Origin of the sequence: Mesorhizobium sp. WSM4306, from assembly GCF_007003975.1 — a bacterium.
In the GTDB taxonomy this organism is placed as follows: domain Bacteria; phylum Pseudomonadota; class Alphaproteobacteria; order Rhizobiales; family Rhizobiaceae; genus Mesorhizobium.
In genome coordinates this window covers 391,581-406,671 of the sequence record NZ_VFTC01000001.1, presented here as the reverse complement: position 1 = coordinate 406,671, position 15,091 = coordinate 391,581, and the positions used below count along the sequence as shown (strand labels likewise).

Here is a 15,091-nt window from a genome sequence, read left to right as displayed (position 1 = left end):
TTGGGTTTCCAGATCGGGGCGATCTGGAAACATTTGCATGCAAACGAAATTGAAAGAATTCGCCGGCCTTGGCGGCCGGCCTATTCCCGGCTGCGCCTGGCCGCGTGGCCTTCGCGGGAGCGCCGGCGTGGGGCGGCGTCGCCGGCGACGCCATCCTCGCTGACGGTCTTGCGTGGCGGCAATTTCACCGCCGCCGACAGTTTCGGGAACGGGTCGACCTTGTTGGGCAGCGCCATGGCATAGACGAAATGCTCCTGGAATTTCGGTTCCAGCGCGGTCTCGATCTTCTCGATATGGCTGACCGTGTCCTCGATTTCGCGGCGGTAGCCGCGATTGAGCAGCGCCATGCGGGCGCCAGCGCCGGCGGCGTTGCCGACGGCTGACACCTTGTCGAGGTCGCAGTCGGGGATCAGGCCGAGCACCATGGCGTATTTCGGGTCGATGAAGGAGCCGAAGGCGCCGGCGAAATGAATGCGGTCGACGTGCTCGGTGTTCTGCTTTTCCATCAACAGCTTGGTGCCGGCATAGAGCGCCGCCTTGGCGAGCTGGATGGCGCGCACGTCGGTCTGGGTGATGGTGATCTTGGGTTCGCCTTCCTTCAGCACATAGGAGAAGGTGCGGCCATTGGCGGTGACACGCGGCGAACGTTCGGCCAGCGACCCGTCGACGACGCCATCCTCGGAGATGATGCCGGCGAGGTACATTTCGGCCACGATCTCGATGATGCCGGAGCCGCAAATGCCGGTGACGCCGGTGGCCTGCACGCTGTCGAGGAAGCCGGGTTCGTCGGACCACAGTTCCGAGCCGATGACACGGTACTTCGGTTCCAGCGTGTCGGGATCGATGCGCACGCGCTCGATCGCGCCGGGCGCGGCGCGCTGGCCGCCGGAGATTTCAGCGCCCTCAAAGGCCGGGCCGGTGGGTGAGGAGGCCGCGACGACGCGCGTGCGGTTGCCGAGCACGATCTCGGCATTGGTGCCAACGTCGACGATAAGCATCATCTCGTCCTGGCGGTGCGGGCCTTCCGACAGCGTCACCGCGGCTGCGTCGGCGCCGACATGGCCGGCGATGCAAGGCAGCATGTAGAGGCGGGCGCCCTGGTTGAGCTTCAGGCCGATATCCGAAGCCTTGATGCGCACGGCACCCGAGACAGCTAGCGCGAAGGGGGCGCCGCCGAGCTCGGTCGGATCGATGCCGAGGAACAGGTGGTGCATGATCGGATTGCCGACGAAGACGCTGTCCAGGATGTCATTGCGCTGGACATTGCCTTCGGCGCAGACCTTGTCGACGAGGCCCGAGATCGCTTCGCGCACGGCGACCGTCATGCCTTCGCGGCCGTCCGGGTTCATCATCACATAGGAGACGCGGCTCATCAGATCCTCGCCGAAGCGGATCTGCGGGTTCGACGTGCCTGACGAAGCGGCGACGCGGCCAGACAGCAGCGACACCAGATGCATGGCGATGGTGGTCGAGCCGATGTCGCAGGCCAGCCCATAGGCCTCGTTCTTGAGGCCGGGCCAAAGCGCGATGACGCGCGCGATGTCGCTCTCGGCATCTTTGTGGATGGCGGCGGTGGCGGTCCAGTTGCCCTTGCGCAAAATGCCTTGCACCTGCGGCATCAGGTAGAAATCGAATTCGAGGTTTTTAAAGCCCCAATCCTTCATCAAGGCGGTCTTCAGGCGGTCGAGATCGCCGAGCGGTTTGTGCATGTCGGGTTCTTCGATCTCGACGTAGCACATGCGGATCGCCGCATCGCGGGCGATGACGCGGGTGTCGGCATCCTTGCGGATGGTCTGGGCATTGATGACGGTGTCCTGCGGCACATCGATAACGAGATCGCCGAGGATCTGTGCCGAGCAGGAGAGGCGGCGGCGTTCGGGCAGGCCGCGCACGCGCTCATAGCGCTCTTCCTTGGCGCCCTTCTGCGAAATGTGGTCGTTGGAGGAAACGATCTTGTGCTTGGCGAAATTGCCTTCCTGCACCTCGATCTGGCAGCGACCGCAAGTGGCGCGGCCGCCGCAGACGCTTTCGACATAGACGCCGAGCTGGCGCGCGGCATCCAGCACCGGTGTGCCGACAGGAAACCGCCCGCGCTTGCCCGACGGCATGAACAGCACGAGCGGATCGGTAATGTTTGCAGGCGAGTTCACGATTGCGCGCTTATCCTCGACCCATCCGGGCTTCGCGGCCGCCACGGCGGCGGCCACCATTGGCAGCGGCATCGCCCGGCGCGTTGACCTGCGTCGGCGCGGCAACCGCCTGGCCGCCTTCGGCCGGCTTGTAGTCCTTGTAGGTCCTGATCCAGTTGGTGCAGTTCTCGTCAGTGCCGTTCAGCACATTGGCGCCGCGCACGGCTTCCATTTCCTGCGGCCGCACCGGGTTCATGATAGCGCTCGTCATGCCGGCGCCGATCACCATCGGGATGAAGGCGGCGTTGATGCCGTGGCGGTGCGGCAGGCCAAACGAGATGTTGGAGAGGCCGCAAGTGGTGTTGACCTTGAGCTCTTCGCGGAGCCGACGCAACAGCGCGAAGACCTGGCGGCCGGCATCGCCCAGCGCGCCGATCGGCATCACCAGCGGGTCGACGACGACATCATGCGCCGGGATGCCGAAATCGGCGCAGCGCTCGACGATCTTCTTGGCGACGGCAAAGCGGACGTCCGGGTCCATCGAAATGCCGGTCTCGTCATTGGAGATGGCGACGACCGGCACATTGTACTTCTTGACCAGCGGCAGGATGGCTTCGAGCTTCTCCTCTTCGCCGGTGACGGAGTTGACCAGCGGACGGCCCTTGGCGACCTTCAGTGCGGCTTCGATGGCGGCGCTGACGGAGCTATCGATCGACAGCGGCAAGTCGACCAGACCCTGCACGATCTCCAGCGTCTGCACGAGGAGGCCCGGTTCAGTTTCGTTCGGATTGACCGAGGTGACGCCGGCATTGACGTCGAGCATGGTGGCGCCGCAGGCGGCCTGTTCCAGCGCGTCCTTGATGACGGTCTCGAAATTGCCAGCGATCATCTCGGCGGCCAGCTTCTTGCGGCCGGTCGGGTTGATGCGCTCGCCGATGACGCAAAAGGGCTGGTCGAAGCCAATGATGATCTCTCGTGTCGCCGAGGCGACGATGGTCCGGGTCATGAAGTCTCTCCGCCTGATATAAAGTGCTTCTTTATATCGTGTCTGGTTTCGTTCCAGGGTCTGGTGCTCGGCCGGGCTTAGTGCGCGGTCTTTACCATGTCCACCTGCGTTTCGGTAATCTCGTCATGCAATATGCGGTCGAGCCGGTCGGCGACCATCTGGTCGTCGTGGCGGATCTCACGTTTCCACGGCTGGCGGCCTTTCAGCACGCCCGATTCATCGACGATCTCGGCGACATATTCCTCTTGGCGGTAGGCCATTACATGGATGCCGGAGACGCCTGGGATTTCCTTCACCTCATTGATGATGTCGGTGCAGAGCTGCTTGCCTTCCTTCTTCTGGTCCTGCGCGCCTTCCAGCCGCTTGATGATGGCGTCCGGGATATGGATGCCGGGCACGTTGGAGCGGATCCATTTGGCCGTCTTGGCCGAGGCCAGCGGGCCGACGCCGCACAGGATGAAGACCTTTTCGGTGTGGCCGAGATCGCGCGCCTTCTGCATGAAGGTTTTGAACATAGGCACGTCGAAGCAGTACTGCGTCTGCACGAACTGCGCGCCGGCGGCGATCTTCTTGCCGAGATGGATCGGACGGAAATCGAAGGGCGGCGCAAACGGATTGACGGCGGCACCGAGGAAAATCTGCGGCGGTGTCGTCAGCTTGCGGCCGGACAGGAACTTGCCGTTGTCGCGCATGATGCGGCAGGTTTCGAGCAGCGACATGGAATCCAGATCGAACACCGGCTTGGCGCCGGGCTGGTCGCCGGCCTGCACACCGTCGCCGGTGAGGCACAGCATGTTGGCGACGCCCATCGCAGCACCACCCAGCACATCGCCCTGGATAGCGATGCGGTTCTTGTCGCGGCAGGCGATCTGCATGATCGGGGCATAGCCCATGCGGGTCAAAAGCGCGCAGATGCCGACCGAGGACATGTGGCAGTTGGCACCGGAGGCATCGACGGCATTGATGGCGTCGACCCAGCCGTCGAAGATTTTCGCCCTGTTATAGACGTCTTCGGGATCGGCGCTGTCGGGCGGGTTGAGCTCGGTGGTAACAGCGAATTCGCCCCGCCGCAGCACGCGCTCCAGCCGGCCACGGGAGGAGTGGCCGGGCAGGGGATCGAGCGGCAGGTGGATGCCGGCGGGGTTCTCGTCGCGCTGACGGGCGATCATGCCGAGGCTCCGGTCTTGGGCGCCTGGGCGGCTTCGCGGGCAGTTGCGGCCTGCGCGGTGACCCGCAGCCAGGCTGAGGTTTCGCGCAGCGACTGGTCGACTGGCTTTTGCACGTCGAGGATCTTGTCGCCATGCACCATGTTCTTGGAGCCTTCCCAGGCCTTGACCCAGACGCAGGGCATGTCGGGCTCGACCTCGCAATTGCCATTGGCACGCACGCCGCCGCAGGGGCCGTTGCGCAACTGCTTCGGGCAGTTCATCGGGCACGACATGCCGGTCGAGGACAACACGCACTGGCCGCACATGCGGCAGTCGAACATGAAGCCCTTGACGCGCTTTTCGACGAACTTGATCGGGGCTTCAACGCGGCCATAGCCGATGCCCTTCCAGAGCGGATGCAGCAGCAAGAACATGTCGGCAAACCGGGAATAGAACCATTCGAGCAGGCGCGAATGGCGGATCGACCACAGCCGCACCGCAAACGAGCGCTGCACGCGCCGCTGCGGCGACACGTCGGCCGGCTTGTAGTCGGATTTCGGCGCTGCCTTCTTGACCAGAGTGGCCTGGGTAACCGCCGGTTGGGTCTCAGACATGTTCTTTCCCGCCCGCCTTGACCAGAGCGACCAGCCGCTCGCGGTCATATTTCGCGTCGATGTCGTTGAATGCCTTCTCGACCTCGGCTTCGAGATCGTCGCCGACCGGAACCGGTTCGGCCTTGCGCCATTCGGCGAGATAATCATCCGTGCCGCCGGCGCCGGTGCGCATGGCGCACATGTCGATCGCCTCGGTGAAGCGCAGCGGCAGTTCGCGCTTGGCGTTCTGCCGGCCCCTCTTGACGATGACCTGGGCGGGAATGTCGCGCCAATAGACGACGATCAGATCGGCCATGAATTCTCACTCCCTGTCGAGCGCCGTGCGTCCGCTTGGACGCACGAAGGACGCTCGACCACTCTATTCAGCAGGTGCGAGCATTGCCGGATGCGCAGTGGGGCTGCTTGTTATGGGACGACGCGCGCGCATTCAAAAGCGACGCTATTCGACGTCGCAAAAAGAAAGGCGAGAATCTTTGACTTTGTTGCGGGCTGAGATGGCCTGAGGCGACGGTAAGTGGGGGCCTACAAACCGCCTGGTAGGGTTAAACATCGCCGCTTTTCCAACAGCGTCGTCATTCGTCTTCGAAACCATTTTGTTTCAAATCCGCGACCCGAACAATCATGCTGCGTTTTGGGTCGAATGGGAGATCTTCAAAGTCGAAGGTGCGATAGAACCCTCGTACGGCATCATCGAGCGGATGTGTCAGGACACCGAAGCAGCCTATTTCCCTTGAAAATCGCACCGCGGTCCTCAGGGCGAAGAGAAGAAGCGAGCGTCCGCAGCCATGACCTTGATAGCGCCGATCCACGGCAAGCTGGCCGAGCAAAATGATTGGAATGGGATCGGGGCGGTTGCGTTGTGCTGATTTTGGCAGATGGGCTCGCTCGATTTGACCCGTGCTCAAGGTGACATAGGCGGCGATAACTCCGGTCGCGAGATCACAGATGACGCTGGTACGCGAGGTCCCATCCTGTTGATTACGCCAGGCATGACGGCGAAGCCAGTTGTTGAGCGACTCGCGACCGCAATCGAAGGCGTCTCTGTCGTCATCGGTCGCAAGAGGCCGAGGAGGCGTCAGTCCTGCCATACAGGTCGTGAGGTGGCGAGCTTCCGTAGCCCCGCAAGAGTTTTCGGGGAAGACTTTGCCCACGCCTCGAACTTTTCCCAATCGGCTGCCGGGATCGTCGCGATACGTCCGTCCAGCACCTCCATTTCGGCGGCTTCGACCGCCTTGCGCCGGATGAAGTCGCTGAGATTGGTGTTTGCCTGACTGGCAGCGGCTTCAAGAATGTCACGTTCGTCAGAGGTGACGCGGACGCTGAGGGGGGCCATGTTCGACATCGGCAAAACTCACTTTCTGTATGACAATAGCATACAAAACGTCAGATTGACAGCGCCTACCACACGCCTCGGCGCACACCGGTCCAGAGATAGAACCAGATCGTCGGGTGGTACCATTGTTTCGACGGCAGATCCGGCTTGATGGTCGCCAGCTTGCCGTCCAGCGCATCGCGGACCGCCTCTATACAGATATCGCGCGAGAAGGCCGCCTGGCGCAACGCATAGCTTGAAATGGTGTCGCCGGGCTCAGGCCTGCCGCGCGCCTGTTTCAGCACGTCGCCCGTGTCGACGCCGGCATCGACCAGATGCACCGTGGAGCCGAAATTCTGGGGATCGCCGGAAGCCAGCGCCCAGTAGCCGCCATTCATGCCGCGGTATTTCGGCGCGATGCCGGCATGATAGTTGAGCACCGGGCAAGGCATTTGCGCCAGTGTCTGCCTGGACAACAGCCGGCAGCCGGCAAGCAGCACCACGCCCGGTCGGATATCGGCGATCGCCTGCAGGCAGTCGGGCGCGTTGGCCGAAGCCACGTGGATGATCTTTTGTCCCGGCTTCGGCTCGGTCTGCAATTTCTGCCCGGCAATCAGCCGCGCCGCATGCCTGGCAAAGAAGCGTTTGCCCAGTCTGGTCAGCACCATCGTACCGAGCTGGCCGATGGCGGAAAACCAACCCTGGCGGCAGGCGCGGCCAAGCAGCAATTGCTTTTTGGATTCAGGGCTTTCGAGGATGACGCTGACAGCGCCGAGCCGGTCGGCGATGGCGTTGACGATGGCCCAGATGTGCGGCCCACCTTCGGTGACGACAACGATCGCAGTGCTTTTCCCAATCGCTGAAGCCATGGCGCACCCTCTTGCCGGCGCGCAACCATCTTCCAGTGCGCTGCCTGGCTCAATTCTGTGCCAGGCGGGGTTAAATCTTGATGACCGCGCCAGCCGTCCGGCCGGCGAAAAGCTTGTGTATCAGCGCTTCAATTCCATGATGTCGAGATGCGATTCGTAATAGGGCGCCGGGAATTCGATGCGCCACGCGCTGGCGCTGTTGCGGAAGGCATAGCCGACCTGGTCGCTTTCCAGGCCGCTGCCATAGCGCTTTGGTTTGTTGTCATTGACATAACCGGAACCGAGATAGATGGCGCGCTTTTCGCCATCATCAAAGAAACGGCCCGTGGTGCGCTGCGAGCCACTGGTCTTTTCCAGCCGCCAGCCGAAGCCGTCGTCGCTCACCTTGCATTTGAACCAGCCGTAGATGACCAGCGGACTGATGCCGCCGACCTTGATGGTGCGGCATTGCCAGTTGCCGGTCAGATCCTTGTCGGAAAAGGCGACCAGGGGCTTGGCCAGCAAGGCGTTGAGTTCGCTAACCTCGGCCGGGTCGCCGGCCTTCGCCTCTTCAAGGGCAGCTTTCCGGGTCTCGCCATATTTGTCGAGCCGCGCCTTGTCGGCTGGCGTGATCAACTTCTGCACCTCGCCGTCGGCGTGAGCGGGCAGGGCGAAACAGAGCAGGCCAAGGGCGGCGATCAGCATGCGAGGGGTCATCGGGCTTTTCCATGTTTCAAATGGCTGAATCAGCCTGTTTGCTTGAGGCGCACAACTTATCCGTTCGCGGCGGCCTGTCATCCGTGCTTGAAAGCGTTTCTGCTCGAGAATTGCTTCAGACGTGTGCGGCAGCCTGCGCGAGTTCGCCTGTAAGGTCGCCATAGCCGGTCGCGCGGCGCTCATAGGTGAGGCCGAGCAGTTTCGCAGCCTTCTCGGCAACCTTGTCGAGTTCGGGATCGTCGGTCTGGGCGATGTAGATCAGCTTCTGGTAATTGCCGAAATAGTCCTTGATCAGCTCCGGATGCTTGTCGAGGCCGAGCGGCTTCATGAAGAAGGCGTCGAACTGGCGGCACAGGAAATCGGTCATGTAGAACGACATCATGTCGTCGTCGGCGACCTTCGCATAGGCGTCCATGCCTTGGTAGAAGGCAAAGCAGTGCGGTCCGGCCATGCGCTCGACGCCGTGCTTCTCCAGCACCCGGTCGAGCAGGCCGCCGGTGCCGCAATCGGCATAGCCAACGAAGATATGCTCATAGCCTTCCGCCTTGGCCTTTTCGATTGCCTTGTCCATCGCCGGGGCGATGCGGTCGGGATAGAAATGGAACTCCGCCGGCAGGCAGGTCAGGTCGAGATGGTCGAGCTTGAGCTGCTCCTTGACGGCCAAAACTTCGCGCGCAATCATTCCGCAGGCGATGACCAGCAGCCTGTCGTCTTGATTCGGTTTCGTTTTTTGCATCCTTGCCATGGAACCCGGTCGAAGCGGCCTTCGTTGCTGTGGGGCGAATCTATCGAGAGAGGGATAAACCGTCCATGAAACTGTTACGCGTTGCGCCGATCGCAATCCTTGCCTGCGCCCTGGCGCTTACGGCCTGCGCCAACACCGTCCGCGGCGTCGGCCGAGATCTCAAATCGACCGCGAAAGCCATCGACGACACGGTCACCAAACCCTGACGCCGCTACCGTTCCAATAGCTGGGAACAAAAAAGCCGCGCTGCAAGGCGCGGCTTTCGATTGTTGGCCAGGCGCCTTGCCGAAAAGATCAGGCTGAAGCGCGCACGTTGTGCTTGCGCTTCATGAAGTCCTTGGCGGTCTCGACGGCCACCGCCGCGTCGCGGCAATAGGCGTCGGCGCCGACGGCCTTGCCGAATTCCTCGTTGAGCGGCGCGCCGCCGACCAGCACGACGTAGTCGTCGCGAATGCCCTTTTCCTTCATCGTGTCGATGACGACCTTCATGTAGGGCATGGTCGTGGTCAAAAGCGCCGACATGCCGATGATGTCTGGCTGGTGCTGCTCGATGGCGTCGAGATATTTTTCGACCGCATTGTTGATGCCGAGGTCGATGACGTCGAAGCCGGCGCCTTCCATCATCATGCCGACGAGGTTCTTGCCGATGTCGTGGATGTCGCCCTTGACGGTGCCGATCACCATCTTCCCTTGCTTGGGGGCGCCGGTGGCGGCGAGCAGCGGGCGCAGGATGAACATGCCGGCCTTCATGGCGTTGGCCGACAACAGCACTTCCGGAACGAACAGGATGCCATCGCGGAAGTCCTCGCCGACGATGCGCATGCCTTCGACCAGCGCTTCGGTCAGCACCTTGTAGGGCGCCCAGCCGCGCTCGAGCAGGATGTTGGTGCCTTCCTCGATCTCTTCCTTCAGCCCGTCATAGAGATCGTCGTGCATCTGCTGCACCAACTCGTCGTCGGAAAGCTCGGAGAGGATGATCTCGTCGTCGGACATTTTTCTCAGGCTCCTTGCCGCGCGGGGATGAGATCGCGGCGGCTCAAATTTATCGCGTCAATACCTAACCCGGCGGGGGCGTGTATCCATAGCTGATTTGCGACTTCCCGCAAAAGGAAAGCGACCGCAAATCTATTGGAATTCTTGTCGATTTTGCGACAGGCGTTGGCGCTGGCGGGCCGTTTCGAATAGGGTGCATGGCTACGATCCGGGCGAGAAGCTGCGATATGCGGCCGCAAACGGTTTTTAGGGAAAACGATCATGAGTGAGAACGCGTCAGTCGACCAAGAAGCGTCCAATGCGCGGCGCGGGCGTGCGGCCAGCGGCGGCGCGGCGGCAAGGCGCGCGGCCCGCTCGGGCGGCGGACCGGGCACGCAGCTCACCTACATCAAGCGCAAGATCAACATCTATGAGGTCCTCAACGAGGAAGGCCTGGCGATTATCGAAAACAACACCGATACGGTGCTGGAAGAGATCGGCATCATCTTTCGCGACGACGCCGAAGCGCTGCAACTGTGGAAAGAGGCCGGCGCCGACGTCAAGGGCGAGCGCGTGCATTTTCCCAAGGGTCTCTGCCGTTCGCTGCTCAAGACCGCGCCGCCCATCTACACCCAGCATGCGCGCAATGCAGAGCGTTCGGTGCAGATCGGCGGCAACGCCACCGTCTTCGCGCCCGTCTACGGCCCGCCCTTCGTGCGCGATCTCGACGGCGTCAGGCGCTATGCAACGATCGAGGATTTCCAGAATTTCGTGAAGCTCGCTTACATGGCGCCATCCATCCACCATTCGGGCGGCACGGTGTGCGAGCCGGTCGACGTGCCGGTCAACAAGCGCCATCTCGACATGGTCTATTCGCACATAAAGTATTCCGACAAGCCGTTCATGGGGTCGGTGACGGCGCCGGAGCGGGCCGAAGACACGGTCGCCATGGCCAAGATCGTGTTCGGCGACGATTTCGTCGAAAACAACACCGTGCTGACCAGCCTGATCAACGCCAACTCGCCGATGGTGTTCGATGAAACCATGCTGGGTGCACTGAAAGTCTATTCGCGTCACAACCAGGCCTGCATCGTCACGCCGTTCATCCTTGCCGGCGCCATGAGCCCGGTCACGGTCGCCGGCACGCTCACGCAGGTTCTGGCCGAGGTGCTCGCCGGCGCATCGTTCACGCAGCTGATCCGTCCCGGCGCGCCGGTGCTGTTCGGCACCTTCGCCTCGTCGATCTCCATGCAGTCGGGCGCGCCGACCTTCGGCACGCCGGAACCGTCGCTGGTGTCCTATGGCGCTGCACAGCTGGCCCGCCGTCTTGGCCTGCCGTTCCGCACCGGCGGCTCGCTCTGCGCGTCCAAGGTTCCGGACGCACAAGCAGCCTATGAAAGCGCCAACACGCTGAACTCGACCATTCTGGCCGGCACCAATTTCGTGCTGCATTCGGCTGGCTGGCTCGAAGGCGGACTGGCATCCTGCTACGAAAAATTCATGATGGACATCGACCAGCTCGGCATGCAGCAGAAGTTCGCCGAGGGTGTCGACCTGTCGGAAAATGGCCAGGCGATGGACGCCATCCGCCAGGTCGGCCCGGGCAGCCACTATCTCGGCTGCGACCACACGCAGGCGAATTTCCAGACCGCCTTCTACCGTTCCAGCATCGCCGACAACAATTCCTACGAGCAGTGGCTGGCCGAGGGCGAAAAGACCGCGCCGCAACGCGCCAACGATCTCGCCCGCCGCTGGCTGGAAACCTACGAGGCGCCGTATCTCGATCCGGGCATCGACGACGGCCTGAAGGACTACATCGCGACGAAGAAGGCGTCGATGGCTGACGCCTTCACTTGAAAGGAGCCCGAGTCAGGCGGGGCTAAAGTCGCCAACATCATCCACAAGGAAGTCTGGCGGAGCGCATTCTCCGACCCGGACCAGAAGGGATGATTGTGCGCGACCGGGCTGACGAAATAGCGGCCGCGCTTTCCGCCAACGGCCTCATTCTTCGCGGCTGCGTCACTTTCGCCGAAGGCGAGGAGCCGCCCTCTGGCCTGTCAGGCGCTTTCGCCAAATCAGCCCTTCTGGTGGGGCAGGCGGGTGCGGCACCGTGGCCGCATTTCCTGCGCTGGCGCGAGCGACAACCGCAAACTATCGCCAATCCGCTGGACACGTGGTCACGCCAGGTGATCGGCGCGGTGGCGGAAAAATTTGGCGCGCGCGCCGTGTCGCCATCCGACAGGCCGTATCTGCCGTTCCAGCAATGGGCGATGCGGGCTGAGGGGCTAAAACCGTCGCCGCTCGGTATTCTCATGCATCCGAAGTACGGGCTTTGGCATGCCTATCGCGGCGCGCTGCTGTTCGAGGACGAGATCTCGATTGAGGCGTCTGAGGCATCGATTCACCTTTGCGACACATGTGTCGAAAAACCCTGCATTAAATCCTGTCCGGTCGACGCCTATTCGACTGAAGGGTTTGCCTATCAGTCGTGCCTCGCGCATGTGCGCGGAGCGAACGGTTCGCCTTGCCGGAGCGGCGGCTGCCTCGACCGCAACGCCTGTCCCTATGGCACGGTCTATCGCTATCCCCCTGACGTACAGGCCTTTCACATGGCGGCGTTCATCCGCTGAGGCGACCATCTCCGGCCGGCGATACGGATTTGTGAACGCGGCGGGTCCTGGACTGACTTGCCCAGCCGTCTGTCCCGGATATGTATCGCGCGACACTCAAACGGAGCGGGCCATGGCCAAGCGAGATATCGAGATCGAGACCAAGGATGGCGTGGCCAAAGCGGGGCTGTTTCGCCCAGCCGGCCCGGCGAAGGCAGGCGTGATCCTCTATATGGACGCCTTCGGACCACGCCCCGTGCTCGATGAGATGGCGGAGCGGCTTGCGGGGCACGGCTATGCCGCGCTGGTGCCGGACCTTTTCTATCGCAGTGCGCCCTATGGCCCGTTCGATGCCAAAACGGCGTTTGCCGTGGAGGAGACCAAAGTAGCCCTGATGGCGCTGGTTACCGGCACGACGCAGGACATGACCATCCGCGATAGCGGCGCCTTCCTTGACGCGCTGGCCGCGGAAGGCATTACCGGGCCGGTAGGCATCGTGGGCTATTGCATGGGCGGCGGCCGGGCGCTGAATGCGGCGGCCACCTATCCCGATCGGATCGCTGCCGCGGCGAGCTTCCATGGCGGCAATCTGGCGAGCGAGGCTCCCGACAGCCCGCACCGCAAGGCAGCCTCGATCAAGGCGCGTGTCTATATCGGCACCGCCGGCGTCGACCGCAGCTTTCCGCCGGAGCAGTCGGCGCGGCTGGCCGAAGCGCTCAGGGTCGCCGAGGTCGACCACGTCATCGAGAATTATGTCGGCTCCGGCCATGGCTGGTGCATGCCGGACCACGGCTCCTATGATGAAGCCGGCGCCGAACGCCACTGGAAGCGGCTGCTGGCGTTCTTTGCCGAAACGCTGGCTTGACTTCTTACCGTTGGTGGCCTGCTAGAGCAGTTCACCGTTTCACGGAAACGGCGACCTGCTCTAACTCTTTGTTTTAACGCAATTCCGGACGGAAAACCGTTTCACACTTTTCCTGGAATTGCTCTAGAACACCGCAGGTCGAGCGGGAACGAACAGCCTGATGCAATCCTATGATGTCGTGGTGATCGGCGCCGGTGCGGCCGGGATGATGTGCGCCATCGAGGCAGGCAAGCGCGGCCGCTCGGTTCTGGTGCTCGATCACGCGGCAAAGCCCGGCGAAAAGATCCGCATCTCGGGCGGTGGCCGCTGCAATTTCACCAACATTCATACCAGCCCGAAGAATTTCATCTCGGGCAATCCGCATTTCTGCATCTCGGCGCTTAGCCGCTACACGCAGCGCGACTTCATCGCACTCGTCGAACGCCATGGCATCGCCTATCACGAGAAGACGCTGGGGCAGCTGTTTTGCGATGGCTCTGCGCGCCAGATCATCGACATGCTGGTTTCCGAAATGCAGGACCGGGGTGCGGAACTAGCGGTGTCGACCGAGGTGAGGGATGTCAGCCGGACCGCGGAAGGGTTTACCCTGAGCCTCTCCAGCGGTGCGATCGCATGCCAGTCTCTGGTCGTTGCCTGCGGCGGCAAGTCGATCCCCAAGATGGGCGCGACAGGTTTTGGCTACGAGGTTGCAACACTATTCGGCCTCGCCCTGGTGGAAACGCGGCCGGCGCTGGTGCCGCTCACCTTCGACGCCAGGACGCTCGAACGGCTGGCGCCCTTGGCCGGCAACGCCGTCGATGCCGAAGTCGCTTGCGGCAAGACGCGGTTTTCGGAGGCGATGCTGATCACACATCGGGGCTTGAGCGGGCCTTCCATCCTGCAGATATCGTCCTACTGGCGCGAGGGCGACGAGATCCGCATCGCCATGCTGCCTGGAATGGATGTGGCCGAGCTGCTTCGCGCCGCCCGGCGCGTCAATGGCAGGCAAGCGGTGCAGACGGTGCTGGCAAACCATCTGCCGAAGCGCCTGGCACAAGCGGTCGCCGAGCGCACCGGCATCGACGGCAATCTCGCTGACCTGACAGACCTGCAGATGAAAACCGTCGAAGCCGCCGTCAACGACTGGCGCATCAAGCCGGCCGGCTCCGAGGGCTACCGCACCGCCGAAGTGACGCTTGGCGGCGTCGATACCAACGGGCTCGACCAGAAGACGATGCAGGCGAAATCGGTGCCGGGACTGTTTTTCATCGGCGAAGTCGTCGATGTCACGGGCTGGCTTGGCGGCTACAATTTCCAGTGGGCATGGTCGTCCGGCTGGGTCGCAGGCCAGGTGTGTTGATATTCAGGTGAGGCCGGCCTGCAAACGACGGCTTTCTGTGCTTCCGGTGCTCGCGTACCAAAAGTACGCTCCGCTCCGGTTCTCGAAAGCCACCGTTTTCGGCTCGGCCTGACCTGAATCTCCACACACCTGTCGCGCATGGCGCATCTGGAATCCGTTGCTCCGGAAAAAAATCTTTCCATAACCCCAAGGATTGGCCATTAGCCTTCGTCCAACAGGCAAATGATGGCGATGATGCTGGATGAAAGCGAAGCCTCCGACGCCGAGTTGATCGGGCGGGCGAAGGGCGGAGATAGGGGTGCCTTCGGCAAATTGCTGGAGCGGCACTACGACTTCGTCTATCGCGCCGCCTATCGCTGGTGCGGAAAAAAGGCCGATGCCGAAGACATTGCCCAGGAAGTTTGCGTCCGGCTCGGCAAGGCCATTCGCGACTATCGCGGCGGCGGTGTGTTCACGACATGGCTCTATTCCGTGACGATGAATGCGGCGCGCGACATGATGCGCAAGACCACGCGCGAAAACGTCAAGACCGAGGCGTACGGCGCCTACAGCATGATATCGGGCGAGGCCTCGGCCGAACCCGAAGATCCCACGGAGGCGCTCTGGGCAGCGGTGCGGCAATTGCCGGACAAGCAGCGCGATGCAGTGCTTCTGGTCTATGGCGAAGGTTTGAGCCACGCGGCCGCCGCCGAGGCGATGGCAATCTCGGAGACGACGGTTTCCTGGCACATCCATGAAGCGAAGAAACGGCTGAAGACGTTGATGCGTTCAGCCGGGGAAGTGTGAC

At 62.4% G+C, this 15,091-nt stretch carries 17 protein-coding genes; 6 read left to right on the top strand and 11 right to left on the bottom strand.

All coding sequences use genetic code 11. The annotated features are described in order from the left end of the window. Positions 1 to 80: 80 nt before the first annotated feature. The 10 genes from FJV77_RS02095 to FJV77_RS02050 form a co-directional block, all read right to left on the bottom strand. The gene (locus FJV77_RS02095) at positions 81 to 2,210 is read right to left on the bottom strand and encodes an ASKHA domain-containing protein (protein ID WP_142865514.1); all 2,130 of its coding nucleotides are present in this window, start codon (positions 2,208 to 2,210) and stop codon (positions 81 to 83) included. Next, complete coding sequence (locus tag FJV77_RS02090; RefSeq protein ID WP_142865194.1) at positions 2,161 to 3,135, bottom strand: methyltetrahydrofolate cobalamin methyltransferase; 975 nt, start codon at positions 3,133 to 3,135, stop codon at positions 2,161 to 2,163. Before FJV77_RS02090 ends, FJV77_RS02095 begins: the two co-directional genes overlap by 50 nt. A 77-nt stretch (positions 3,136 to 3,212) precedes the next feature. Continuing rightward, positions 3,213 to 4,304 carry a methylenetetrahydrofolate reductase gene (locus FJV77_RS02085; RefSeq protein ID WP_142865193.1) on the bottom strand — a complete coding sequence of 364 codons (1,092 nt, stop codon included), beginning with the start codon at positions 4,302 to 4,304 and terminating at the stop codon, positions 3,213 to 3,215. Then, entirely contained in the window at positions 4,301 to 4,897 is a 597-nt protein-coding gene (locus tag FJV77_RS02080; protein ID WP_142865192.1) for a methylenetetrahydrofolate reductase C-terminal domain-containing protein, read from the bottom strand. The genes FJV77_RS02085 and FJV77_RS02080 overlap by 4 nt, the downstream gene beginning before the upstream one ends. Beyond that, entirely contained in the window at positions 4,890 to 5,192 is a 303-nt protein-coding gene (locus FJV77_RS02075) for a virulence factor (protein ID WP_142865191.1), read from the bottom strand. Before FJV77_RS02075 ends, FJV77_RS02080 begins: the two co-directional genes overlap by 8 nt. A 277-nt stretch (positions 5,193 to 5,469) precedes the next feature. Then, entirely contained in the window at positions 5,470 to 5,985 is a 516-nt protein-coding gene (locus tag FJV77_RS02070) for a GNAT family N-acetyltransferase (RefSeq protein WP_142865190.1), read from the bottom strand. Continuing rightward, the gene (locus FJV77_RS02065) at positions 5,973 to 6,239 is read right to left on the bottom strand and encodes a DUF6290 family protein (protein WP_142865189.1); all 267 of its coding nucleotides are present in this window, start codon (positions 6,237 to 6,239) and stop codon (positions 5,973 to 5,975) included. Before FJV77_RS02065 ends, FJV77_RS02070 begins: the two co-directional genes overlap by 13 nt. Before the next feature lie 56 nt (positions 6,240 to 6,295). Then, entirely contained in the window at positions 6,296 to 7,078 is a 783-nt protein-coding gene (locus FJV77_RS02060) for a formyl transferase (protein ID WP_142865188.1), read from the bottom strand. A 120-nt stretch (positions 7,079 to 7,198) separates the two neighbouring features. Next, positions 7,199 to 7,774, bottom strand: a complete 576-nt coding sequence (locus FJV77_RS02055; RefSeq protein ID WP_142865187.1) for a DUF4893 domain-containing protein — start codon at positions 7,772 to 7,774, stop codon at positions 7,199 to 7,201. 115 nt (positions 7,775 to 7,889) lie between these two features. Then, a complete protein-coding gene (locus FJV77_RS02050) occupies positions 7,890 to 8,519 on the bottom strand; it encodes a DUF1638 domain-containing protein (protein ID WP_142865186.1) in 630 nt (209 codons plus the stop codon). A 65-nt stretch (positions 8,520 to 8,584) separates the two neighbouring features. On the opposite strand from FJV77_RS02050, the gene FJV77_RS02045 reads away from it, so the two are divergent. Further along, positions 8,585 to 8,725 (top strand): entericidin A/B family lipoprotein, encoded by a 141-nt coding sequence (locus FJV77_RS02045; protein ID WP_112565267.1) that lies wholly within the window; start codon positions 8,585 to 8,587, stop codon positions 8,723 to 8,725. Positions 8,726 to 8,813: 88 nt separating this feature from the next. Here FJV77_RS02045 and FJV77_RS02040 read toward each other — a convergent pair whose 3' ends face one another. After that, positions 8,814 to 9,512 (bottom strand): cobalamin-binding protein, encoded by a 699-nt coding sequence (locus FJV77_RS02040; protein ID WP_013531175.1) that lies wholly within the window; start codon positions 9,510 to 9,512, stop codon positions 8,814 to 8,816. A gap of 261 nt (positions 9,513 to 9,773) precedes the next feature. Between FJV77_RS02040 and FJV77_RS02035 the strand changes: the two genes are divergently transcribed. The 5 genes from FJV77_RS02035 to FJV77_RS02015 all read left to right on the top strand — a co-directional run bounded on the left by FJV77_RS02035 (position 9,774) and on the right by FJV77_RS02015 (position 15,090). Further along, positions 9,774 to 11,348 carry a trimethylamine methyltransferase family protein gene (locus FJV77_RS02035; RefSeq protein WP_142865185.1) on the top strand — a complete coding sequence of 525 codons (1,575 nt, stop codon included), beginning with the start codon at positions 9,774 to 9,776 and terminating at the stop codon, positions 11,346 to 11,348. Positions 11,349 to 11,443: 95 nt separating this feature from the next. After that, positions 11,444 to 12,121 carry a hypothetical protein gene (locus FJV77_RS02030; protein ID WP_185970176.1) on the top strand — a complete coding sequence of 226 codons (678 nt, stop codon included), beginning with the start codon at positions 11,444 to 11,446 and terminating at the stop codon, positions 12,119 to 12,121. Between the two features lie 112 nt (positions 12,122 to 12,233). Then, positions 12,234 to 12,965, top strand: coding sequence for a dienelactone hydrolase family protein (locus tag FJV77_RS02025; protein ID WP_142865183.1), 732 nt, complete (start codon positions 12,234 to 12,236; stop codon positions 12,963 to 12,965). Between the two features lie 160 nt (positions 12,966 to 13,125). Beyond that, positions 13,126 to 14,304 carry an NAD(P)/FAD-dependent oxidoreductase gene (locus FJV77_RS02020; protein ID WP_142865182.1) on the top strand — a complete coding sequence of 393 codons (1,179 nt, stop codon included), beginning with the start codon at positions 13,126 to 13,128 and terminating at the stop codon, positions 14,302 to 14,304. Between the two features lie 225 nt (positions 14,305 to 14,529). Further along, the gene (locus tag FJV77_RS02015; RefSeq protein ID WP_142865181.1) at positions 14,530 to 15,090 is read left to right on the top strand and encodes an RNA polymerase sigma factor; all 561 of its coding nucleotides are present in this window, start codon (positions 14,530 to 14,532) and stop codon (positions 15,088 to 15,090) included. Position 15,091: the final 1 nt, after the last annotated feature.